Source organism: Nocardia arthritidis, from assembly GCF_011801145.1.
GTDB lineage: Bacteria > Actinomycetota > Actinomycetes > Mycobacteriales > Mycobacteriaceae > Nocardia > Nocardia arthritidis_A.
Map to the genome: position 1 here is coordinate 2670016 of NZ_CP046172.1, position 23072 is coordinate 2693087.

At 67.8% G+C, this 23072-nt stretch carries 19 protein-coding genes; 11 read left to right on the forward strand and 8 right to left on the reverse strand.

The annotated features are described in order from the left end of the window. The first annotated feature begins 96 nt into the window (after positions 1-96). The 9 genes from F5544_RS11805 to F5544_RS11840 are packed head-to-tail and all read left to right on the forward strand — an operon-like array spanning position 97 to position 10956. Positions 97-2829 carry a phosphoenolpyruvate synthase gene (locus tag F5544_RS11805; RefSeq protein ID WP_167473229.1) on the forward strand — a complete coding sequence of 911 codons (2733 nt, stop codon included), beginning with the start codon at positions 97-99 and terminating at the stop codon, positions 2827-2829. Continuing rightward, positions 2819-6232: an AMP-binding protein gene (locus F5544_RS11810; protein WP_167473230.1), complete on the forward strand. Its 3414-nt coding sequence runs from the start codon at positions 2819-2821 to the stop codon at positions 6230-6232. Before F5544_RS11805 ends, F5544_RS11810 begins: the two co-directional genes overlap by 11 nt. Further along, positions 6229-6492, forward strand: coding sequence for an acyl carrier protein (locus F5544_RS11815; protein ID WP_167473231.1), 264 nt, complete (start codon positions 6229-6231; stop codon positions 6490-6492). The genes F5544_RS11810 and F5544_RS11815 overlap by 4 nt, the downstream gene beginning before the upstream one ends. Beyond that, positions 6489-7166: an SDR family oxidoreductase gene (locus F5544_RS46275; RefSeq protein WP_238847200.1), complete on the forward strand. Its 678-nt coding sequence runs from the start codon at positions 6489-6491 to the stop codon at positions 7164-7166. Before F5544_RS11815 ends, F5544_RS46275 begins: the two co-directional genes overlap by 4 nt. Further along, entirely contained in the window at positions 7154-7573 is a 420-nt protein-coding gene (locus tag F5544_RS46280) for a hypothetical protein (RefSeq protein ID WP_238847201.1), read from the forward strand. Before F5544_RS46275 ends, F5544_RS46280 begins: the two co-directional genes overlap by 13 nt. Further along, positions 7570-8484, forward strand: coding sequence for a nucleoside-diphosphate kinase (locus F5544_RS11825; RefSeq protein WP_167473232.1), 915 nt, complete (start codon positions 7570-7572; stop codon positions 8482-8484). The genes F5544_RS46280 and F5544_RS11825 overlap by 4 nt, the downstream gene beginning before the upstream one ends. Continuing rightward, positions 8481-9431, forward strand: coding sequence for a ScbA/BarX family gamma-butyrolactone biosynthesis protein (locus F5544_RS11830; protein ID WP_167473233.1), 951 nt, complete (start codon positions 8481-8483; stop codon positions 9429-9431). The genes F5544_RS11825 and F5544_RS11830 overlap by 4 nt, the downstream gene beginning before the upstream one ends. 2 nt (positions 9432-9433) lie before the next feature. Continuing rightward, a complete protein-coding gene (locus F5544_RS11835) occupies positions 9434-10048 on the forward strand; it encodes a nitroreductase family protein (RefSeq protein WP_167473234.1) in 615 nt (204 codons plus the stop codon). Beyond that, complete coding sequence (locus F5544_RS11840; protein WP_238847202.1) at positions 10045-10956, forward strand: UbiA family prenyltransferase; 912 nt, start codon at positions 10045-10047, stop codon at positions 10954-10956. Before F5544_RS11835 ends, F5544_RS11840 begins: the two co-directional genes overlap by 4 nt. Before the next feature lie 5 nt (positions 10957-10961). Here F5544_RS11840 and F5544_RS11845 read toward each other — a convergent pair whose 3' ends face one another. After that, positions 10962-13511, reverse strand: coding sequence for a cytochrome P450 (locus F5544_RS11845; protein WP_167473235.1), 2550 nt, complete (start codon positions 13509-13511; stop codon positions 10962-10964). Between the two features lie 73 nt (positions 13512-13584). On the opposite strand from F5544_RS11845, the gene F5544_RS11850 reads away from it, so the two are divergent. Then, positions 13585-14865 carry a glycosyltransferase gene (locus F5544_RS11850; protein ID WP_167473236.1) on the forward strand — a complete coding sequence of 427 codons (1281 nt, stop codon included), beginning with the start codon at positions 13585-13587 and terminating at the stop codon, positions 14863-14865. A gap of 17 nt (positions 14866-14882) precedes the next feature. Further along, positions 14883-15647, forward strand: coding sequence for an ABC transporter permease (locus tag F5544_RS11855; protein ID WP_238847203.1), 765 nt, complete (start codon positions 14883-14885; stop codon positions 15645-15647). Here the strand turns inward: F5544_RS11855 and F5544_RS11860 are convergent, their stop codons facing one another. The 7 genes from F5544_RS11860 to ligD form a co-directional block, all read right to left on the reverse strand. Beyond that, on the reverse strand, positions 15648-16409 hold the full coding sequence (locus F5544_RS11860; RefSeq protein WP_167479133.1) for a MerR family transcriptional regulator: 762 nt from the start codon (positions 16407-16409) through the stop codon (positions 15648-15650). 99 nt (positions 16410-16508) lie between these two features. Next, positions 16509-18005, reverse strand: coding sequence for a flavin-containing monooxygenase (locus tag F5544_RS11865; protein ID WP_167473237.1), 1497 nt, complete (start codon positions 18003-18005; stop codon positions 16509-16511). Positions 18006-18019: 14 nt separating this feature from the next. Further along, a complete protein-coding gene (locus F5544_RS11870) occupies positions 18020-18940 on the reverse strand; it encodes a ferritin-like domain-containing protein (RefSeq protein ID WP_167479134.1) in 921 nt (306 codons plus the stop codon). Positions 18941-18947: 7 nt separating this feature from the next. Further along, positions 18948-19853 carry an SDR family NAD(P)-dependent oxidoreductase gene (locus F5544_RS11875; protein ID WP_167473238.1) on the reverse strand — a complete coding sequence of 302 codons (906 nt, stop codon included), beginning with the start codon at positions 19851-19853 and terminating at the stop codon, positions 18948-18950. A gap of 1 nt (position 19854) precedes the next feature. Then, positions 19855-20838, reverse strand: coding sequence for an alpha/beta hydrolase (locus tag F5544_RS11880; RefSeq protein WP_167473239.1), 984 nt, complete (start codon positions 20836-20838; stop codon positions 19855-19857). A gap of 114 nt (positions 20839-20952) precedes the next feature. Continuing rightward, complete coding sequence (locus F5544_RS11885) at positions 20953-21909, reverse strand: D-isomer specific 2-hydroxyacid dehydrogenase family protein (protein ID WP_167473240.1); 957 nt, start codon at positions 21907-21909, stop codon at positions 20953-20955. Positions 21910-21996: 87 nt separating this feature from the next. Next, positions 21997-22956, reverse strand: coding sequence for a non-homologous end-joining DNA ligase (gene ligD / locus F5544_RS11890; RefSeq protein ID WP_167473241.1), 960 nt, complete (start codon positions 22954-22956; stop codon positions 21997-21999). Between the last annotated feature and the right edge of the window lie 116 nt (positions 22957-23072).

Here is a 23072-nt window from a genome sequence, read left to right on the forward strand (position 1 = left end):
GGGATATATCCAAACAACCCCTTTGGTTATCGCTTGTCACACGGGCTGGGACACCCTGTCCCAGCCCCGGTTATCAGGGGTGATGGGAGTGTGTTTGTGCAGGTACTCGGAGCGTGGACCGATAGCGAGACATTCGCCGCAGTCGCGGGTGGCAAGGCACGCGGTCTGCACGCGCTGCACAACGCCGGATTCCGGGTCCCGAACTGGGCCGTTCTGGGCACCGACGCGTTCACCTGGTTCCTCGCCGAATACGATCTGACCCGGGCTGTGATAAACGTCACGACCGCCGAGGATCTCGAAACCGCGCTCGCGGCGGCGGCCGAATTGCGCGCCGAAATAGCCGGCGCGGAGCTGCCGCCGGCCATCCGCGAGCTGATCGGTGCGGCCTACGAACGGATCGGCGGCGGCGCCATCGCGGTCCGCTCCTCGGTGGTCGCCGAGGATGGTGCCGGGTATTCCTATGCGGGACAGTTCGATTCGTACCTGAACGTGCACGGCGCCGACGCGGTGGCCGAGCGGGTGCGCGACTGCTGGATCTCGGCGTTTTCGGAGCGGTCGCTGCGCTACGCGTTCGCGCATGATCAGCCGCGGGCCACCGCGGCCGCGGTGGTGCTGCAGCGTTTGGTGCCCGCGCGGGTGAGTGGGGTGTTGTTCACGGCCAACCCGGTATCGGGCGCCGCGGACGAACTGGTGTTGAGCGCGGTGTACGGGCTGGGTGAGGGACTGGTATCCGGCTTCGTCGACGCCGATTCGGTGATCGTCGACAAGGCCTCCGGTGTGGTGACCGATACCGTGGTCGGGGACAAGGACCGCAGTTATCTGCCCGCGGCGGGCCAGGGAAGTGAAGTGCGGGAGGTGGATTCGGCACTGCGCGAGCGAATAAGCCTGTCCGACAGTGAGATCGCCGAGCTGGTGGCGATCGGCCGCAAACTGGAGGACGGTTTCGGTGCGCCGCAGGATGTGGAATGGGCCATCGACGACGACGGGATCTGGTTGTTGCAGTCGCGCCCGATCACCACGGCGATCGGCGCGCCCGTCGACGCGATCATCATGGGCGCGGGCGAGGACGTGCCCGACGGTGAACTGCGAATCTGGGATAATTCCAACATCATCGAAAGTTTCAGCGGCATCACCTCGCCGCTCACCTACACCGTCGCGGCGGATATCTACGGCCGGGTGTACCGCGGATACGCCGAGTCGCTGCGGGTGCCCGCCGCCCAGCTGCGCCAGACCGATAGCTGGACTCCGGTGCTGCTCGGTTACTTTCATGGACGTGTCTACTACAACCTGCTGCACTGGTACCGAATGGTCGGCATCGCGCCCGGCTATCCGCTGAACCGGCGGGTGCTGGAGGCGGCGCTCGGAGTAGGCGAACCGCTGTCCACCGAACTCGCGAAAACGCTGCGCCCGTTCACCTTCGGCAATCCGCTGGCCCGGCTTCGGTCGCGGGCCGTTACCACGGCCACCTACCTGCGCAGACTCAACGGAATCGACGATCTGGTCGAGGAGTTCCTCGACGATTTCTACCGGGTGTACGACGAATACGACGCCATCGACTACACAACGATTTCCGGCGCGCAGGCGTACGCCGCGTACCGGCGGGTGGACCGGGATCTGGTGCGGCGCTGGGGACCGCTGATGGTGCTCGACGCGATCCTGTTGACCACCACCGGATTACTGTTCGCGCTGACCAAACTGCTGCTGCCGAAGGCACCGGAATGGTTCATGTACGCCATCGTCGGGCCGGGCGCCGACGTGGAGTCGGCGGAGCCCGCCCGCGCGATGACGGCGCTCGCCGCGGCGGCGCACGCCGATCCGGAACTGGCCGCGCTGGTGAATTCGACGGCGCCGGAACGGATCTACGCCGAGCTCCAGCGCACCGGCCGCACCGAATTCCTGGCGCTGGTCGACGACTACCTGAACCGCTATGGGTACCGCAGCCTCGACGAACTGAAGCTGGAAACGCCGGATCTGCGCGAGGATCCGTCGGGTCTGTTCGTCATGCTGCGCAGCGCGCTCGGCCGGGCGGCCGATACGGCGCTGCCCGGCGCCGAACCGGTGGACCGGCGCGCCGAGGCCGAAGCCTATCTGGACGAGCGGCTGCGCGGCTGGCGGCGGCGCGTCTACGAACGGTTGCGCGGCAAGGTTTCCCGGTGCGCGGGCCATCGCGAGCGGCTGCGCTTCTGCCGGACCAGGGCCTTCGGCATGGTGAAGCGGATGCTGCGGACGATGGGCCGAGATCTGGTGGCGCGCGACATGATCGACGATTTCGCCGATGTGTTCTATTTGACCATCGATGAATTGCGGAACTGCTACGACGGCGCGGAAGCCGCGGATCTGCGCCCGCTGATCGTCGCGCGTAAACGCCAGCGCGCCAAGGATGCCGGGCTGGTCGCGCCCGCGCGGTTCGTCACGCACGGAACATCCTTCGGACGGGCCGAACTGGCCGAGCAGGGATGGGTGCCGATCGCCGATACCCCGGCCGCCGAGGCGGGCACCGTGCTCACCGGAACGCCATCGGCCGCCGGAACAGTCGAGGGGATCGCCGTCGTCGTCGACGAGCCGCGCGATGTCGCGGGCGGCATCTTGATCGCCTACCGCACCGACCCCGGCTGGGTCGCCGCGCTGCCGTCGGCGACCGCGCTGATCATCGAGCGGGGCAGCCCGCTGACCCACGTCGCGATCGTGGCGCGGGAACTGGGAGTGCCGACCGTGGTCCAGGTCCCCGACGTCACCCGGAAGATACGGACGAATATGCGAATCAGAGTCGACGGCGCCGCCGGAACGGTCACCGTGCTGTCCGAAGGAGATGACCGCGATGACCTATGAGCGCGATGTCTCGACGGTCCGGCAGTGGCTGGCCGATCCGGCGCAGGACGCCGGAATCTACCTCGCCGACGAGGCCGATGGCTGGGCCTACCGCAGCTATCGTGAGCTGGCCGATACGGCCTGGTCCATCGCCGAGCTGATGCGGGCGCGCGGCATGTCGGGCGGCGACGGCGTCTGCGTCATCATGCCGACCGGATTCACTTGTGCCGCAGCCTTTTACGCGGTCTGGGCAGCGGGCGGGGTGTTCACGCCGGTGGCGCCGCCGATGTTCGGCGATCTGCAACAGATCATCGCCCATATCGCGGGCATCGTCGCGCGGGCGCAGCCGCGGCTGGTGGTGACATCGCCGGAATTCGCCGACCTGGTCCGGCAGGCGGTCACCGAGGCGGGCCGGACGGATGAGCCGCTGATCGTCGACGCGGCCGCACTGGCCGACCCGCCCGCGGACCGGACCTTCGGTGAACCGGCCGAATGCGCGCTGCTGCAGTTCACTTCGGGTTCGACCGGCAGCCCGCGCGGGGTCCGGGTGAGCTGGCACAACCTGGCGAACAACATCGATATGATCTCGCGCCTGATGGGTTGGCGGCCCGGCGATACCAGCGTGTCCTGGCTGCCGCTCTATCACGACATGGGTTTGGTCGGCGCGTTTCTCACCACCGTGACCAATCAGGGCGACCTCTACCTGATGCGGCCCGATCAATTCGTCCGCGACCCGGCGCGCTGGCTGCGGGCGATGGCGCACGCGCAGCATTCGCCGTCGCCATCGTTCGCGCTCGGCTACGTGGCGCACCGGGTGCGTCCGGAGGAGATCGCCGACCTCGACCTGTCCGGTTGGCGCACCCTGGCAGTGGGTTCGGAGCCGGTGGAACTGGCCGATCTGCAATCGTTCGCCGAACTCACAGGGCCGCAAGGCTTTTCGACCAGCGCCTACACCCTCGCCTACGGGCTTGCTGAGGCGACGTTGATGGTGACCTCCTCCTCACGCACCGAACCGGTCACCGCGCTGCGCATCGACAACGCGAAATTGCGCTTCGGCGAACCGATCACGGTGCTCGACGAGCGCCGCCTCGGCATCGGCGGGCCGATCGAGGGCCCGGGCTGGATCACCGGGCTCGGCTATTCGACGCCCGAATCCACCGTGCGCGTGGTGGACGAGGACGGGAACGAACTGCCCGACGGCACGTTGGGCGAGATGGTGGTGATCGGCGATTCGGTGGCATTGGGCTACACCGGTGACGCGACCGGCGCCACCGCCATCACCGACGGCAAACTGTTCAGCGGTGACGCCGGATTCCTGTACCGCGGTGAGGTTTTCGTACTCGGACGGATGGGTACCAGCCTGAAGGTGCGTGGGCGTTCGGTATTCATGGAGGACATCGAGTCGCGGGTGTCCCAGGAGACCGGCATCACCAAGGGCAAGCTGGCCGCCGTCGCGATCACCGAGGCGGCCGGACAGGGCATCGCGCTGTTCGCGGAGGCCGCGGCCGGTGAGTGGATCGCCAAGGCGCGCGCCACCATTCGCGGTGAGCTCGGCCCGGCGCAGACCATCACCGTGGTGACCGGTCCGCGCGGGTTGATCCGGCGCACCTCCAGCGGCAAACCGCGGCGCAGGCATATGTGGCAGCTGTTCCGGGCCGGCGAGCTCGACGGCGCGGTGGTGCACGACGCCGAATCGGCGGCCGCCGCGCCCGAACCGGCGCTGCCGCTCGACCGCCTGCACCAGCTGCTCGACATGGCAATGGAAGACGTTGCGGTGCCGCAGGATTCGACGATCCTGTTCGAAGGTTCACTGGCCGAGGGTTTCGGCAATGCCGGATCGGATATCGACTTCCTGGTCCTGGTCGCGGGTGACGACGAGCTGCCGACGCTGCCGACGGTGCTGTTCATCGACGGCCGCCGAGTGGAGGTGCGCACGCGGTCGCAGGCCCAGCTGCGCGGCCAGCTCGAACGGGTGGCCGCGGGCACGGACCTCGATGAGGATGTATTGAACCGGTGTCAGCGCTTCCTGGCCGCCACCGTGCTGCGGCCGGGCGCGGCGAATGTCGACGAGCTGCGGGATTTGCTGCCATACACCGAGTTTCGCGAGATCGTCGCGCGCTGGTGGCTCGATCGCGCGACGCAGGCCGTGCGCTACGCGGTGGCCCTGCGGGCATTCGACGCGCGGGCGGAGGCGGTCGGCTGGATCCGCGACGGCCTGCTGCAGGCTATGAAAGGTTGGGCGGCCCGGCGCGGCGAAACCTACCTGGAGACGAAATGGCTGCCGCAGCAGCTGGATCGGCTCGGCACCGACGAATTGATCGCGCGCTACCGGGAATTGAGCGATCCGGCCGCCTGGTCCGACCCGGACCGGAACTACGGTGAACCCACGCAGGGCATCCTCGGTGACGCGACGGCACGCGAACTGGCCGAACGGATTCCCTGGGAGCAGTCCTTCGAATTGGCGGCCGCGCTCGGCGTGACCGATGTCGCGGACGATCCGCACCAGGTGCTCTTCGCCCGGGTGCCCCGGGTCACCACATGGAGTATCGGTGGTCGCGTGCATGTGCTCCGGGACGACCGCGATATTTTCGCGCTGTCGGAGAAGGCGGGCCGGGCCTGGCGCGGTGTCGTCTTCCGGCACTCGCTGCGCGATGTGCTCGGGCGTGCGCCGGAGGACCACCGTGCGGAGCTGGCCGAATTCGTCCGGCTCGGTCTGGTCGGATTGCAGTGGCGCGGAGCCGGATTCGTGACGCCGGCACTGGCCATGTGTAAGCCGGTGAAGCCGTACACCCCGGTGCCGTGCTCGGTGATTCCGACCCTCGGTGTCGCGGGTGCGGCCCGCGACGGCGCCATCGCCACCCTGTCACCGCTGCCCGCGGACCGTTTCACGGGCTGCGCGCTCGATCTGGTCTGGTCGAATGTGGTGCTGGAGAATGCCAGGGAGGATCTGGCGGGCGCGGTGAAGGACGGCCAGGGCGAGGTCGCCGATATCGCGGCGCATCGGCTCATCGCCATGACGGTGCGAATGGTTTTGTCCGCGTACGGAATTCACCCGCTGCCTGCGGATCTCGCGCCGGTGGAAACCCTGCGCAGAATCCTCGGCGGCAACGGCGACGAACTTCTGGTGTGTCTGGAAACCGCCGAGCGCCAAAGATTCACGGAACTCATTCGAACCGGTGTCGGCACCGATGCGGCGATCGTCGCGCTCGACGATCTGGTCGCCCGGGTCCGAAAGCTCGCGGGCGGCGCGGACTTCCCCGCCTCCTTCGATTCGCGCGAGCAGTGGCGGCGCACCCTCGCCATCGGTTACGACTGGTTGCGCCTCGCCGGATACCTGAATAGCGAACTGCCGCTGGACGAGGCCAGGGACCTGCTGAGTTCCGGTGGGCAGCAACCACATCTGCGTCGAGAGGGGTCAGCATGACGGCGGACCGGGTACGCGCACTTATCTCGGCCATGGCCCCCGACCGCGGGGCCCCGGTCGAGGACGGCCGCAGGCTGATCGAGGACCTCGGATTCGATTCGCTGCGCCTGATGGAGCTGACCGTGGTGTTGGAGCGCGCCTTCGACCTGCCGCGCTACCGGCCCGAGGAGTTGATCGGCGTGCGCCGGGTCGGCGATGTCGTCGAGCTCATCGCGGGCAGCCTTCGGGCGAAGGGTGAACCGAGCGAGGTGCGGTCATGACGGAGCGGGATACGGTATTGCTCACCGGCGCAACGGGTTTGGTCGGGGCCGAGGTGATGGCTCGCCTGTCGGCGGCCGGTCGGCCGGTGGCGGCGGTACTGCACAGCAATGGCCGGATCGTGCGTAACGACGGCACCGTATTGGTGGCGGGCACCGCGGTGGCGGGCGATATCCGCGCACCCGGCTTCGGCCTCGCCGAGCGTGACCTCGCGGACCTGGCCGACCGGGTCGGGATCATCGTCCACTGTGCGGCTACCACCGCATTCGACGCGCCCGCAACGGATTACGAGCAGCTGAATGTCGACGGCGCCGCCAACGCCGTCGCGCTGGCGCTGCGCTGGGGCGTGCCGCTGGTGCAGGTGAGCACAGCGTACGTGTGCGGTATGCGCGGCGGTGTCATCGCCGAGGACGAACTCGACGCGGGCCAGGATTTCGGAAGTGCCTACGAGCAGAGCAAGTTCCGCGCCGAACAGCTGGTGCGCGGCGCGGCCGGGCTGCGCTGGGCCATCGTGCGGCCCGGCATCGTCACCGGCGCCACCGGCACCGGCGTGATCCGCGAATACAAGAACCTCTACACCGTGGTGAAGCTGATGGTGGAGGGCAAGCTGCGGTCGCTGCCCGGGCGCTACGACGCGACGCTGTCGCTGGCCCCGTGGACCACGTGGCCGACGTGATCGCCGCGGCCGTACTGGATTTCGATTCGGCGGAGGGACGGACCCTGCACGCGCTCGGCCGGGATACCCTGTCGCTGCGCGAGGTCTCGGATGTACTTGCCGAGTATCCGTCGTTCGCGGTGGCAACCTTCGTCCCGGAGGCCACCTTCGACGAGGCGGCGCTGGACTCGATCGAGCGCGAATACTACCGCCGCATCGGCGTGCTCTACACGAGTTATTTCAAGCGCCGGTTGACCTTCGAGACCGCCCGCGCGCAGGTGCTGCTCGGCAGGCCCGCACCGGCCACCGGCAAGGACTATCTGCGGCTGCTGCTCGACTACTGCCTGGAATCGGGATATCTCGGAGCCCCGCTGCCGTCCATCGAGGATGTGCTGGCGGGCAACGACTTCGGGAGCGTGCCGCGATGACCGATACGGTGCGGGAGCTGCTCACGACGCTGACGCCGCAGGCGGAGAAGGTGGACGCGTACGTCGCCGACACCTATCTGCTGGAGACGGTGGACCACCTGGACCGGCTCGGCATCGACCCCGCCAAATTCGGTAGGCAGCATTCGCTGCTGCTGCTCAAACCGGACGCGATCGTCGCTCGCGCGGTGGAGCCGACACTGGAGTGGTTGGCGGACAACGGATTCCAGGTAGTTGGTGCCGAACGGGTCGCGGTGAACCGGCATGTCGCGCGGGCGCTGTGGTATTTCGCGTGGAATATCGCATCGCCGGAACGCAGGCGGCTCGCCGATCTGCTCGTCGGCATTTCGGATGTGCTGGTGCTGGTGGTGCGGGCCGCCGATGCCGCGCTGCCGGTTTCGGTGCGGCTAACCGAGGCGAAGGGGCCGACCGATCCGCGCAAGCGCAAACCGGGTGAGCTGCGCCATCTGCTCGGCAGGCACAGCTACCTGCTGAACCTGGTGCATTCGCCCGACGATCCGGCCGATACGCTGCGGGAATTCGCCATCTACTGGGATGAGTCGCGCCGCGGCGAGGTGATCGCGCGGGCCGAGGCGGGCGCGGACGGTACGGCAAGGGCCCGCGAGATCGCGGCCGAACTGTACGCGGGCACACCGGCCCGCGGCTTCGATCGGGCTGATGCGCTGGAGCGGATCCGGCGCGATATCACCGATGGGGGCGCACCTGTTCCCGCCGACCTCGAATCCGATGCGGACTGCGCGCGATTGCTGTACGACGCGTGGGCGGCCGGACAGCAACTGGATCCGTGGTCGGTGCTGGTGCTGGGTTCCCATGTGCTTCCCATGCGAATCGGAACCGGGCCGCAGACCCTGCGGCCGGTTTCCGCGAAAGAGTGGTTGGAGGGCCCTCTATGACGGCAAGTGTCGGCGCGGCAACGCATCTGCGCACGATCTCACGCGAATTGGCGCATCGGTGCGCGGTTTCCGAGGTGTTCGTCACCTCGCTGGATGACGCGGGCTCCGGCGAATTCGTGGTCGGAGCCCAGTTGCCGCGCATGCACGCCTACTACGGCGATCATGTGGGATCGCTTGCGGCCCGCCATGATCCGCTACTGGTGATGGAGGCGGCGCGGCAGGCGGCGCTGGCGGTGAGCCACGAATTCTACGGTGTGCCGCCGGAGATGGCGTTCATCGTGCGCACCTTCAACGGTGCGGTAGTCGACGGCGCTGCGTGGGAGATCGGTCCGGCCCCAGCGGATCTCGTGATGTCCGTGCGGGCGCCGCGGCAGCATCGGCAGGACGGTGTGCTGCACGGTCTGGATATGGTGCTCGATATCGAATGCGATGGAACGCCGATGCTGACCGTCGACGGCTCGTTCTCCTGGACCACGCCGGCGCGGTGGGCGCGCCTGCGCTCGGGCTTCCGGGAAAGCCTCGGGCTCGGCCCGTTCCGCGGTGCGGTGGCGCCTGCCGAACAGGCCGTCGCGGCGACGGTCGGCCGGGAGAACCGGCGCAACGTGGTGATCGGGCCGCCGTCATCGGCGGCCGATGGGTCCGCGGCGGCGGTGATCGTGGCCGATACGACCCATCCCTTCCTGTTCGACCACCAGCTCGATCATGTGCCGGGCAGCCTGCTGCTCGAGGCATGCCGTCAGCTCGGGCTCACCCTCGTCGGCGGCGAATCGCCGCGATTGGCCGGTATCGCAAGCACTTTCGAGAAGTTCGTGGAGCTGGACCTGCCGGCCGAATGCCGGGCGGTGGTCGCCGAACGCGAGGTCGGGCGGACGTTGCTGCACTGCGAGATCGAGCAGACGGGCGCGATCACCGCCCGGATCGAACTCGAATTCGCCGAGGGGGCATAGCGATGGGCGCGGAACTCCTGACCACGACGCGGTCCTTTCGCAGGCGGCTCGATCTGACCCGGCCGGTCTCGCGGCAGGATCTGTTGGCCTGCTTGGATATCGCCGTCTGCGCGCCGAGCGGCAGCAATCGGCAGCCGTGGCGGTTCCTGGTGATCCAGGACGCCGAGCTGCGGCAGCGGATCGCCGAGTACTACCGGAAGAGTTTCACCGCATTGCTTTCCGCGCGCAGCCCGCGTCCGGATCAGCTCGGCGATATCGCCTCCGGACAGTATCTCGCGGACCATTTCCACGAGGTGCCCGCGCTGGTGCTGGTGTGCGCGCCGGGCCGCCCGCCCGCCGATGGCTCGGCGCTGCGGTTGGCCAGCTTCTACGGCTCGGTCTATCCGATGGTGTGGAATTTCCTTCTGGCCCTGCACGATCGGGGTTTGGGCGGCACCATGACCACCGCCCATCTGGCGTTCGAGCGCGAGATCGCGGAACTGCTCGGCATTCCATTCGACGAGGTGACCCAGGTCGCCCTTGTTCCGGTGGCCCATCTGCGTCCTGGCGCCGAGCGCCCAGGGCCGCGCGTCCCGGCCGCCGAGGTGACGAACTGGGATCGCTGGAGCGCGACGTGAGCGTCGCCGCTCCCGCCCTCGAATCCCTCACCCGCGTAGCGCGTTTCACCGCGGTGATGTACAAGCCGCACTACTTGGTGTACGGGATTCTGTGGGTGCTCGCCGTCGAGGGTACGGCGGCCGTTGCGGCGCAACCGTATTCGGCGTGGCGGCCGGGCGGCGCCACCGTCGTGCGCATCGTGGTGGTCGCCGTTGTGCTGCTGTATCTGCGGATGGTCGACGAGCAGAAGGATCTCGAATACGACCGGGTGCACAACCCGGACCGTCCCCTCGTCACGGGGGCGGTGTCGGCCAACGAGTTGCGTGCGGCGATGGCGGTGCTCGGTGCCGTCACGATCGCGCTGAGCCTCACGCAGTCCTTCTGGTCCGCCGTAATGCTCACCGCCACCCTGCTTTACGGGCTGGCACTGTGGGCGCTGGAGGCGCGGTCGGTGGCCGTGCGCGGCAACGCTCTGCTGAACCTGGCCGTCACGTATCCGATTCAGCTGTTGCTCGCGGCATACGTGCTCACCGCGGCGGCGGCCACCGGCCAGGTCCATTTCCATTGGCGTGCGGCGCTTGTCGTGCTCATATTCACCGGGGCCTTCCTGCACTTCGAATTCGCCAGGAAGACCGCGCAGCCGCCGGAACAGGACGAGCACAGTTATTCGGCCGTGCTGGGACCCACGGTGAGCGCCGTCGTCACATTGCTGCTCGCGGCGGGCGCGGTGGTCACAGACCTGCTGTTGCTGGGACCGGGCGGCCAAGCGGTCTTTACCTTGATCCCGTTGGTGCTCTTGCTCATTCCGGGGTATTCGACGTGGACGTTCCTCCGTGGGGAACGCCCGGTGCATCCGGTCGTCCCCTCGGCGGTGTTCGTGCTCGCGTTCTACGCCGTCCTGATAGTCCAAGCGTTGGTCCGCTCCTGAATTCCCTAACGGCGCGTGAGCGTCACCGGGAGTCCGGATGGAGTCGGAACGAAGTCGAGCGTTGTCGGCCGCACCCGGTACTCCGGATCCGGAGTCGGCCGCCAGCGGGTGAACAGTGCGGCGGTGGTGAGGGTGATGGTCATGGTGGCGAAGGTGTTTCCGGGGCAGTGGCGGGGTCCGAGACCGAATGGAAGCAGGGCCTTCTTATCGATCTCGGCGAGTCGATCCGGTGCCCAGCGGCCCGGGTCGAAGGTTTCGGGAGACGGGTAGTGACGGGGATCGTGGTGAATCATGTAGGGGCTGTAGACGATCATCGATCCGTCCGGCAGCGTGGTGTCGCCCAGCGTGACCGGGCCGTCGGCGGTCTGGGTGCTCACCCACGGCGACCAGATCCGCAGGGTCTCCATGATGACCTGACGCAGATACGGCAGGGACGGAATATGCTCCGGCCGTACGGGTTCGGTGCCGACGACGGCGTCGAGTTCGGCGCGCACCGCGGCCTCGACGTCCGGATGCCGCATGATCTCGTGCCATACCCAGGACAGGATGGATGCGGTGGATCCGACACCGGCGGCCAGCATGAGCAGCAGTTCGTCGATGATGTCGGCGTCGGAGAGCTTGGTGCCGGTCTCCGGGTCGGTGTGCCGGACCAGCGCCGAGAGCACATCGTGGAAATCGCGGTCGGCGCGGCGGTATTCGGTGACGACCTTGCTGATCTCGGCGCGCACGCGGGCCGCCTTGGCGGTGAAGCGGCGATTGGCGATCACTCGCAGGCGGCGCACCGGCTCGGGCAGCGCGGCGCGCTGGATCACCTGACCGAGCAACCACGGGATATTCTGGCGCACTTCGCGTTTGGCGTCGGCGCTGAAATCGGCGGTGAACAGCGTCGCCGAGATCGTGTCGAGTACCAGGCGGTGCGCCTCGTGCACCAGGTTGTGCCGTTGGCCCGACGGCAGTGCGGCCGCCCACGAATTCGCGAGATCGGCGGCGACACCGGCGTATTCGTTCAACCGTCGCTGGCGCAGCGCGGGCGCGATCATCCGGCGGCGCAATTCGTGCGGCGGGCCGCTGAGCACGTTCGAGGCGCCCCGGATGACCTCCTGGATGGCGCCGCGCAGCTCCTCGCGGTGGAATTCGCCCGCGTCGCCGAACGCGACCGCGCGAATGAGTTCGGGCGTGGTGACCACGTAGGCGGGCCGGGGGCCGAGGTAGATGGCCACGATAGGGCCGACATCGGACAGCGACCGGACGAAGTCCAACCCGCCGCGCAGCGCGACCAGGCTGTGCCCGAGCAGTGGAATCCGACCCGGCGCGGTCGGAATACCAACCGGCCCAGCGGATTTCGGACGATCCAGCACCTCGTCGTATATGTCGAGGATGGCGGCGGTGAGTCCCGACTGCCTGGCCGAATCGGCATGCTGGGCAAGGACCTTGCGCATCGGCGCGAGCAGCGCCCGATCGCCGGACAATTCGCGCAACACCGAGGCGATCGCGGCGGGCGACGGATCGCCGGTGCGAACACCGCCGCCCTCCGGCACGGTCTCGGCCAGATCCGGATCGCAGTAGACCACGGGCAACCGCATCGCGACGGCCTCCAGCACCGCCATGCCCTGGGTATCGAAACCCGAAGAGGGGAAAAGCATTACATCGTGCCCGGCCATAGCGGCGAGGCAATCCGCCTGCGGTACATCGCCGTGCAGCCGCACCCGATCCGCGATGCCCGCCGTCTCGATCGCCGCGCGCACGGCCTCGCGCAGATCGCCGTCGCCGTACATATCGAGGGTGCAGCCGGGCGCCGCCGCCACCGCCTCGATGGCCGCCAGCGGCCGCTTCTCCGCGGAAAGGCGTGCGCACCACAGCACCCGCAGTGGGCCGGAAGATGCTGCGGTGCCGGGGATTTCGGCCCGCGCGCGGTCGAGCAGTTCATCGTCGACGCCATTCGAGACGACATGCGCAGGCCGGGTCAACCCGTGCGCCCGCAGCCGTGCCGCGAAATGCGCGCTCGGCGCGATCACCGCGTCGGCGGCCTGCGCCTGCCCGACCATGGTGCGCCATGCGTGCCTGGCCGCCCTGGATTCGGCGTTGCGCGGCATCGGCCAGCGGTGCGAGACGAACCTGCCGTGCAGCAGCCGCAGCGTGAGCGCGGAAAGGTAGGGGACCGGGGAGGTGTGCTCGATGAATGCGTCGTCGCGGCTGTGCACGGTCTGCACCAACGGAATTCCGTGCCGCCGAGCCGCCCGCAGCCCGGCGATCGCCACCCCGTAGGTCGTGTGCACATGCACGATGTCGACCGGGCCGCGCTCGGCGAACACCGCATCGATGCGGTGATTGTTCGCGGGCGTCGGCAACACCATGGCGAATCCGTTCACCGCGACGCCCGCGAGCGCGGAAAGAACAACCACATCGGGATCCGGTTCGGTAGATTCCGGCGCGGGCGCGGTGAATACGGTGACTCGATGGCCGAGACGTTCCAATCCGCGCCGTTGCGCACGCACCGAGGTCTGAATCCCACCGATGGTCGCGGGATGAAAGTCGGTGAACAGCACTACATGCATGCTGATCACGGTAATGATGAGGAGGGCCGATGAGCCACTTTCGGATAGCCACCAAAAAACTGGGGGCGGCGGCATGAGGATCTCGATACCACTGACGGGCACCCGCGGCGATGTGCAGCCCGCGCTGGCCCTCGGCCTGGAACTGCAACGGCGCGGCCACGACATACTGGTGGGCGCACCGCCGAATCTGGTCGATTTCGTCACCAGCGCCGGACTGTCCGCCATCCCGTGCGGACCCGATGTGCAGCAGCTCTATTCGTCCGATGAAGGTCAGCGCACCTTGGCCGCGGGCAGCAGCTTCCGGTTGATGCAGTTGGTCGGCAAGCAGATGGCCGATTACGCGGATCAGATGAACCACGAGGTGATCGAGGTCTGCAAGGGTGCCGACGTGGTGGTCGCCACGATGACCACCGAGGACCGGGCGGCCTCGGTGACCGAGGCGATGCGGGTGCCGCTGGTCGTGCTGCACGGATTCCCGTGCCGGAAGAATCACGCCTACCCGGTGCCCGGCACGCTGCCGCCGCACTGGCAGCCGCCGGGTGTCGTGAACGGCGCGACCTGGACGCTCGGCGAGAACCTGCGCCGGGTGGTGTTCATGCGCTATCTGAACCAGCTGCGCGCCGAGCTCGGCCTGCCGAAGACGATGGCGAGTCCGGCCGCGGAGATGGATCGGCGCGGTGTGCCCGAGGTGCAGATCTACGATCGCGCGCTGATACCCGGGTTGGCCGAGGAGTGGGGTGAGCGCCGTCCGCTGGTCGGCTTCCTGCCGCTGGAGCGCTCCGCGCGCGAGGCGGTCGGCGAGCTCGCCGCCGATCACGGTGAGGTGGTGGCCTGGGCCATCGAGGGCGAACCGCCCATTTATTTCGGCTTCGGCAGTATGCCGATTCGCGATGGCGCCGCGGTGCTCGCCATGGTTGAGGAGGTATGCGCGCGGCTCGGCAAGCGGGCGCTGGTCAGCGCGGGCTGGAGCGATCTGTCTCCCGAGGACGCGCGCACCGGGCCGAACACCAAGGTGGTCGGCCCGCTGGCACACGACATCGTCTTCCCGCTCTGCGCCGCCGCGGTGCATCACGGCGGGCCGAACACCACCTTCGAGAGTCTGCGGGCCGGGCTGCCGACCCTGGTGTGTTCGGTGTCGTTCGATCAGCCGCTGTGGGGTGCGCAGATGGAGCGGCTCGGTGTCGGCGCGCACGTGCCGTTCCGCAAATTGAACCGGGATACCCTGACCGATGGGTTGCGCAAGGTGCTCTCGGATGCCACCGCGGCGCGCGTGAAATCCTTTGTGGAGCAGCTACAGTCGAATTCGGATGCGACGATGCGAACCGCCGATATCGTCGAGGCGGCCGCCGGATGAGCCGGGGGAGCCGCTGAATGGGCCGTACCGCAGCGGCTTTCGCGGATTCGTATGTCATGTTCCTGCGCAGCGTGCGGCATACCCTGCGCAGCCCCGACACCCTGCTCATCTCGCTGACGCTGCCGGTGCTGATCATGCTGCTGTTCGTCTACGTCTTCGGCGGCGCGATCCAGGTGGGCGGACCGTACATCGATTTCGTGATCCCCGGAATCATCCTGCTGTGCACGGGATTCGGCGCATCGATCACCGCGACCGCGGTGGCGACGGATCTGCGGACGGGCGCGGTGGACCGGTTCCGCACCCTGCCCAGCTTCCGGCAGGCGCTGCTCGTCGGCCATGTCGGCGAGGGCGTGCTGCGCAACCTGGCGGCCGTCGGAATCGTGCTGGTGCTCGGGGTGATTCTCGGATTCCGTTCCGGTGCGGGTGTTTTCGGGTGGCTGGGCGCGGTCGTGACGATCGCGCTCTTCGTCATCGCGATCACCTGGATCGCGGTGGCGCTCGGTCTGCTGGCCCGCAGTCCGGAGGCGGCGGGCGGCTTCACCTACGCGATCATGTTCATCCCCTACGTCAGCGGCGCTTTCGTGCCGACCGGCTCGATGCCGTCGTGGCTGCGTGGATTCGCCGAACATCAGCCGGCCACCCCGGTGGTCGGCACGATCCGCGGTCTGCTCATGGGCGATGCGGTCGGCGGCACCGCCTGGGTGGCCGTGCTGTGGTGCGTCGGGCTCACCGTCGTCGGATATGCCTGCGCCGCACGGCTTTTCCGGCGGCTGACCGATTGATCAGCCGTTCTTCCCGGAGCGCTTGCGGTCGCGCTCGGCGGCGACGGCCAGATAGTCGCCGAGCTCGCGCCGCAGCGTGACGTCGAGCGAGCGGGCGAGCGTCGCGTGCACCGAGGCCACCGCGAGCTCCCGCATTTTGTTGAGCATCGTTGTGGTGTCGGCGATTTCGGTATTGGTCTCGGGCAGCCAGCCCGGGCCGTGCTCGTCGACGATGTGCTGTTTGGCGGCGGTGATCATGATGTGGGTGATGTCATCGATCCGGTCGGCCACCTTGGCGTATATCTCGATGAGCGTGCGCAATTCCAGGCCGTACTCGTGCAATTCGGCGAAGGCCGTGAGCAGCTGGGTGTCGGTGAACACCACCGTCTCGCCCTCGATGCGCACCAGCTTCATCTCCAGCAGCCGCCCGACCAGCTCGTCGGCCTCCGCACCGAGGATGGTGCCGATCAATTCCCTTGGCACCTCGAATGTTTCGTCCCGGCCCCAGGATGCCGTCACGGCGTGCTGCAGGCCGAGCACCTCGCTGAGGTCCTTACCGGTTTCCCAGCTGGTGATGAAGTCCGAGATGTGCGCGGTGGTGAATCCGCGCTGCAGCAGCGCATCGATCAGGCGCAGCCGTTCCAGATGCGAGTCGTCGTAGATGCTGGCCCGGCCGTCCTTGCCGACCGGCGGCGGCAGCAGGCCGCGCTCCTGGTAGGCGCGCACGTTCCGGGTGGTGGTGCCCGCGGCGCGCGCGAGGTCATCGATGCGGTATTCCGGTATCGAACTCACCTCCTCTGTGCGAGCCGGGTGGCCTGCTGATCGAGCCTGCGGTCTGCTGATCGAGCAGAGTCTAGTACGCAGGCCACCCACCACCTCCGGCTACGACACCGCGGCGACCCGGGCCGGGCGGTCCGCCGCCATCGGCACCGCGTCGTAATCCTCCAGCCGCACGGTGCGCAGCTGGTTGACGTACTGGGTGGCGAATCCGGGGTACATCGTCGCGTTGAACCCGTCCTCGGTCAGGTACCAGCTGCGGCAGCCGGAATTCCAGGTGGTGCCGGTGAGCCTGCGCTGGATGCGCGCGTTGTACCGGTCCTGCCGGTCCCTGCGCACGTCGAGCAGCCGCAGGTCGCGATTCAGGATGATGCCGATGGCGCGCACCAGGTAGTCGATCTGGGCCTCCATGTACACCAGCGCCGAATTGTGCCCCGGCCCGGAATTCGGCCCGAAGGTGAGGAACAGATTCGGATAGCCGGACACCGCGACGCTCTTGTACGCGTACGCGCCGCGCGACCATTCGTCGGCGAGCACCCGCCCACCGCGGCCGCGCACCGGAATGGGCGTCCCGGTCTTGGACACGTCGAATCCGGTCGCGAAGACAATGCAATCCGCTTGGTGCTCAACACCTTCCGCGGTGCGAATACCTTTCGGCGCCAGGCGGGCGATGGGCCAGGTGATCAGCTTGCAGTTGTCGCGCTGCAGGGCCGGGTAGTAGTCGTCGGTCATCAGCAGGCGCTTGCAGCCGGCCCGGAAGTCCGGTGTCAGCTGACGGCGCAGCCACGGATCGGCGACCTGCCGCCGCAGCTGTGCCCGGCCGACGAGCTCGACGACCCGCGTCAGCGGGGTATTCCAGACGACGCCGAGCGCCACCGACTCGTGCCCGTAGAACCAGGCCAGCCGGGCCAGCGATTCGGTGGCGGGCACCCGGCGGTACAGCTCCTTGGTGAGCCCATTGGTGCGCCGGTTCACCCGCGGCAGCACCCAGCCGGGCGTCCGCTGGAAAACCTTGACGGACGCGGCCTTTTCGACGAGCTCCGGAATGATCTGCACCGCGCTGGCCCCGGTGCCGATCACCGCCACCTTCTTACCGGTGAAGTCGTAGTCGTGATCCCAACGGGCGCTGTGGATCTTGTGGCCCTCGTAGGTCTCGATACCGCGGATATCCGGGAAGCTGACATTGGCCAGCGGACCGGAGGCGAGGACGACGGTGCGGGCGCGGATGGTGTCGGCCCGGCCTGCCACCGCGATATCCCACTCGCCCGCGGCCTCGTCGAATTCGATCCCGGTGACGTTGTGCCCGAATCGGATACGCGAATGCAGCCGGTACTCGGTCGCCATCGCCTCGATATAGCCCAGGATTTCGTCGCTGCCCGAGTAGGTGCGCGACCAATTCGGGTTGGGCGCGAAGCTGTACGAGTACAGCCGGGACGGAATGTCGCACGCCGCACCGGGATAGGTGTTGTCACGCCAGGTGCCGCCGATCCTGCTGTCCCGCTCCAGGATCGCGAAGTCGCGAATCCCCTGCTGCGTCAACCGGATAGCGGCGCCGATCCCGGCGAATCCACCGCCGATGATCGCCACGTCGAGTGTTGCCATGCCATGGTCTCCGATCAGGCCGCGGGCTCGTAGGTGAGTTCTTTGGACCAGGTCGGGTCCCTGCGCAGCAGCCGCTGCGGCATCCGGGCGGTGATCTTCACCAGCGTGTCGGCCAGCAGGTGATAGGGGTGATCGCGGTTGATCACCCAGCCGCCGTGCATCTTCACGATCTGGTACATCGGCAGCCGCTTGGCGAATTCGCTGCGCTCACCGACATTCGCGTAGCGCTTGAGCGCGGCGTAGAGCTTCTCCTCGTCGACGCCCATCGCGACGATATTGTCGCGCATCTTGTTCAGCAGCGGCACATAGCTCAGCACGCCGATGATGAACGACGGCTTGGCCCAGCCGCCCACCAGATCGATGAGCAGTTTGCGCGCGTGCGCGTGGCCGAGCAGGTCCATCACCGCGAAATCCACTGCCAGATGCCGGGATTCGTCATTGTTGATCCGTTTGAACGCCTCCTGGCATACCGGATCCTCGATCTCGTCGACGATGAACTTGATCAGCGCGCCGTCCAGCGCGACCTCGAGCATCGGGATGACGGTGCCGAGGAAGGACAGCGACATCTCGTCGGAGTACTTGTCCAGGAAGTCGATCACCAGCTTCACGTTGACATTCGGCTGCGGGATCTCGTCGCCGTTCAGCATGCCCCACCGGCGCATCAGCGCCAGCTCGGCATTGGCGTGCTTCTGCTCCTCGGCATGGAAGTACTGGTAGATCTCGCGCAGGGTTTCGTTGGGCGCCTTCTTCGCCATGGCGGCGAAACCGCGCGCGCCGACGTTCTCGATCCACATCAGGTCGGCCATGAAGGGCTTGAGCTTGGCGTGCAGTTCGGGCGTTATCGTCTCCGCACCCGGTGCGTCCCAGTCGATATCGGCCAGCGCCCACTGCCGATCCTTGATCTTGCGGAGCATATCGTCGAAGTCCATGGTGATCGCCATGTCAGACTCCCGTCTTGTCTGAGACCGACGTGCGGTCGATGGTTGTCGAATCCTCGTGCGGCAGTAGCCGTTCCAGGAGTCCGAGGGCAAAGGTGTACTGCGCGGGGAAGTAGCGCTTCAGCATCCAGACGAGGTGGGCGTCCAGCTGCGGCAGCACATACAGCTGGCCGCGGTCGTGTGCGTCGAGGGTGGTGCGCGCGACGTATTCGGGACTGAAACCGGTCCAGCGCATGAAGGTATCGGCGATTTGCAGGCCCTGCCGGGTGATCCGGCCGTCCTTGGCGACATTGGTTTTCACGAAGGTGGGGCAGAGCACCGTCACCGCGACACCGCTGCCGCGCAGCTCGGCGGACATCGTTTCCGACAGCGACAGCACCGCGGCCTTGGACAGGTTGTACGCGGCCATCGTCGGCAGGGCGGCGAATCCGGCGGCCGAGGCGACATTGATGATGCCGCCCGCGCGTGCGGCGCGCAGCCGCGGCGCGAAGATCTCGCAGCCGTACACCACGCCCCACATATTGATGCCGAGCGTCCATTCCCAGTCTTCGAATCCGATGTCGCCCACCGGTTTTCCACCGATTCCGACACCCGCGTTATTGATCACCAGGGTGGCGGGGGCCGCGAATATCGATTCGGCGAAGCGGGCCAGGTTTTCCACGTCGGCGCGGTGGGACACATCGCAGCGGAAGGCGTGCGCTTTGCCGGGATGGTCGCGTTCGATCAGCGCGACGGTGTGATCGGCGCGCGCCTCGTCGATATCGGCGCAGATCACCTGGCCGCCGCGGGCGGCGATCTCCAGCGCGAACGCGCGGCCGATACCGCTGCCCGCGCCGGTGACCACGGCTCGCGCGCCGTAGGACCGGCGCGGTCGAATGCCAAGGGGCAGCAGCTTTTCCAGTCCGAACATGTCAGCTCACCTTCTCCGGGACCAGGGTGGCGCGCAGCGCGGTGCGCAGAAAATCGGCGGCCCGGTCCAATGCTTTGGCCGCCTCGGGCGTCACCAGCGGCAGCGCCTGGAATACGTGCACCTGGCCCGGCCAGATCTCCAGGTCGCAGTGGCCGCCCGCGGCGCGCACCATGGCATGCAGCGCGCGGGCGTCCGCGCTGAGCATCTCCGCACCGCCCGCCTGCACCAGGATCGGTGGCAGGCCGGTGCCCGGCGGAATCGAAAGCCGAAGGCGCGGTGCGTCATCCGGCAGGCCGCGGGTGTACTTGCGGGGCAGCCGTCCGGCGGCGCGGGCCGAGATCACCGGATCGCGGCGCAGCCGTTCCTGTTCGGCGGCCAGGCCGAGGGTGAGATCGAGCAGCGGCGAGAACATGGCGACGCCGGCGGGTTGCGGCGTTGTGCCGCGGCCGTTTTCGATCAGCAGATCGAGGGCGAGATGACCGCCCGCCGAATCACAGCCGATCACAAGGTCTTTCGCGGCGTAGCGGTCGAGCAGCCAGCGGTAGCCCGCCTCGACGTCGTCGGCGGCCGCCGGGAACCGGTGTTCCGGGGCGAGCCGGTAGTCGGTGAGAAATACGGGCAGGCCGGTCCGGCGGGACAGTTGTGAGGCCAGTCCGCGGTGCGTGCGCGGGGAGCACAGCACATATCCGCTGCCGTGGATGTAATACACGGCCTGGCGGCCGAACTCCACCCCGGGCGCGCGGACCCATTCGCCGCGCACCGCGCCCGCGCGGACCCGGCTGACCCTGGTACCGCGGATGGGTGGACCGCCGAGGGCCATGATCGTGGCGATCAATGTGCGGGAGAACCAGACGCCCGGCGCGTTCAGCGGAATCGCGTTGTTGAGCGGCCGCAACCCGATCTCGGTGGCCGTCGCGGCGAGACGGGACCGGGCGGACGGCACGGTGGGAACGCCGGGGACCGAGGTCCTCGTTGACCTTGTCATAGATCGATGATCAGAGATCAATGTGCCATTTGTCAATGGCACATTTGTTGAAGAATAGATAGCGGCGGTGTTGTGCTGCGGAAATCCGGGCGATGATCACCGCCCGGCAGGATCTCAGTACCCGCGCTCGACGTCGACCAGGGCCAGCAGCTCTCGTCCATCGACGAATCGTGCGACGTTCGCCGAGACATGATCGGCGAACGCCGCGAGCCGCAGCTGCGGGGGATTCGAATCATGCGGTGTCACAATCGCATTCGGCAGCACCCAGAGCGGATGCCCGTCGGGCAGCGGTTCCGGATCGGTGACGTCGAGCCCGGCGCCGCCGATCTGGCCCGCGGCCAGTGCGGCGACCAGTGCGTCGGTGTCGATCAGGCTGCCGCGCGCCACGTTGATCACCCACGACGTCGGCTGGAGGCGGGCGAGTTCGTCGGCGCCGATGAGGTGGCGGGTGGCGGCGGTCGCGGGCGCGGCGACGACCACATGATCCGTGCGCGACCACAGCTTGCCGAGTTGATCGGCGGGTACCGTTTCCACACTGTCCGGAATGCCGGGACCAGTGACCGGATTGCCGGTCCGGTTGACCGCGATGACGTGCGCGCCGAGCGGAACCAGCATGGGGATCAGCGCCCGGCCGATCCCGCCCGCGCCGACGATGGTGACCGTCTTGCCGCGCAGCGACCCGACGTGCGGGAAGAAATCCCGTTGCCGCCAGCTGGCGGCGCGCAGCTGCTCGGGCAGATAGCGCACCCCGGCGAGCAGCAGCATAAGCGCGTGCTCGGCCACGCTGGCCGCGAAAGCTCCTGCGGCGGAAGTGAATCGAACGCCGGGGTGGCGTGCGAAGATGCCCGCGGTGAACCAGTCCTCGATACCGGCGGCGGGCAACTGCACCCATTCGATGCTGCCGGGCAGTTCATTCGGGAATTCGCCGGGGCCGCCCGACCAGACGAGCGCCCGCGCCGCATCGAGTTCGGCCAGCCGGGCGCCGCCCTCGAGTACGGCCTTCTCCAGCAGCGGAGGCGGGGGCACGGCCGGACCGATCGCCACCGGGACGGTCTGCTCGGATCGCCGCATGATTCCTCCTCGCCCGCGCCTGTTCGGTCGCCGCGTTCGTTCCTGGTCTGCCAAAGGCGCTGCCGCTTCGACCTTATCGCGCGCAGGCTACTGCTCGTCCTCGGGCAGTTCGTCGATCTTGTCGCGGTCCGCCCAGTCGAGCAGCGGATCGAGCCGGGATACGGCGTTATCGATGTCGGCGTGCAGATCACCAAGTGCCGCATAGCGTTTGGGCATGGTCGAGATGGTGAAATCGCGCGGGTCGATATCCGGGATCTCGTCCCAGCGGACCGGCGCGGAGACGGTCGCCGCCGGGACGCCGCGCACCGAATAGGCGGCGGCGATGGTGTGGTCGCGGGCGTTCTGGTTGTAGTCGACGAACAGCATTTTCGGATCGCGATCGCGCCGCCACCAGGTGGTGGTGACAGCGTCGGGCGCGCGGCGCTCGATCTCACGGGCGAAGGCCAGTGCGGCGCGGCGCACCTCGTGGAACCCGTGCTCCGGCGCGATCCGCACGTAGACGTGAATTCCCTTGCCGCCGGACGTTTTCGGGAATCCGACGGCGCCGAGTTCGTCGAGTACCTCGTGCACGACGCCCGCCACCTGCTGTACCCGCGACCACGGGCAGTCGGGCATCGGGTCGAGGTCGATGCGCCATTCGTCCGGGCTCTCGGTATCGGCGGCGCGCGAGTTCCACGGATGGAATTCGACCGTCGACATCTGCACCGCCCAGATCACATCGGCCAGTTCGCGCACGCACAGCTCGTCGGCGTGTCTGCCGTAGCGCGGGAAGTAGACGCGCACCGTATTGATCCAGTCGGGCGCGCCCGCGGGTAGTCGTTTCTGGTGCACCTTGTCACCGGCCAACCCCTTCGGGAACCGGTGCAGCATGCACGGCCGCTCGCGCAGCGCGTTGACGATGCCGTCGCCGACGCTCAGGTAGTACTGCACCAGGTCGAGCTTGGTCGCACCGGTTTCCGGGAAGTAGACCCGGTCCGGATTGGACACGCGCACGGTGTGGTCGCCGACCTCGAGTTCGATGGCGGGCGCCGCGGACTTGCTGGCCACCCGTCCGACGATAACGGGTCATCCGGTTCGATGTGCGGATCCGCGGGATCGTCAGCCGAAACTGAACAGTTAAAACTGGACAGTTTTAACTGAATAAATTAGAGTCGGCGACAGAC

What these genes read in the sequence shown, in the direction of transcription:
- F5544_RS11810 (WP_167473230.1), top strand. Translation starts at nt 2,819, where the DNA reads ATGACCTATGAGCGCGATGTCTCGACGGTCCGGCAGTGGCTGGCCGAT.
- F5544_RS11815 (WP_167473231.1), top strand. Translation starts at nt 6,229, where the DNA reads ATGACGGCGGACCGGGTACGCGCACTTATCTCGGCCATGGCCCCCGAC.
- F5544_RS46275 (WP_238847200.1), top strand. Translation starts at nt 6,489, where the DNA reads ATGACGGAGCGGGATACGGTATTGCTCACCGGCGCAACGGGTTTGGTC.
- F5544_RS11825 (WP_167473232.1), top strand. Translation starts at nt 7,570, where the DNA reads ATGACCGATACGGTGCGGGAGCTGCTCACGACGCTGACGCCGCAGGCG.
- F5544_RS11830 (WP_167473233.1), top strand. Translation starts at nt 8,481, where the DNA reads ATGACGGCAAGTGTCGGCGCGGCAACGCATCTGCGCACGATCTCACGC.
- F5544_RS11835 (WP_167473234.1), top strand. Translation starts at nt 9,434, where the DNA reads ATGGGCGCGGAACTCCTGACCACGACGCGGTCCTTTCGCAGGCGGCTC.
- F5544_RS11845 (WP_167473235.1), bottom strand. Translation starts at nt 13,511, where the DNA reads ATGCATGTAGTGCTGTTCACCGACTTTCATCCCGCGACCATCGGTGGG.
- F5544_RS11850 (WP_167473236.1), top strand. Translation starts at nt 13,585, where the DNA reads ATGAGGATCTCGATACCACTGACGGGCACCCGCGGCGATGTGCAGCCC.
- F5544_RS11855 (WP_238847203.1), top strand. Translation starts at nt 14,883, where the DNA reads ATGGGCCGTACCGCAGCGGCTTTCGCGGATTCGTATGTCATGTTCCTG.
- F5544_RS11865 (WP_167473237.1), bottom strand. Translation starts at nt 18,005, where the DNA reads ATGGCAACACTCGACGTGGCGATCATCGGCGGTGGATTCGCCGGGATC.
- F5544_RS11875 (WP_167473238.1), bottom strand. Translation starts at nt 19,853, where the DNA reads ATGTTCGGACTGGAAAAGCTGCTGCCCCTTGGCATTCGACCGCGCCGG.
- F5544_RS11880 (WP_167473239.1), bottom strand. Translation starts at nt 20,838, where the DNA reads ATGACAAGGTCAACGAGGACCTCGGTCCCCGGCGTTCCCACCGTGCCG.
- F5544_RS11885 (WP_167473240.1), bottom strand. Translation starts at nt 21,909, where the DNA reads ATGCGGCGATCCGAGCAGACCGTCCCGGTGGCGATCGGTCCGGCCGTG.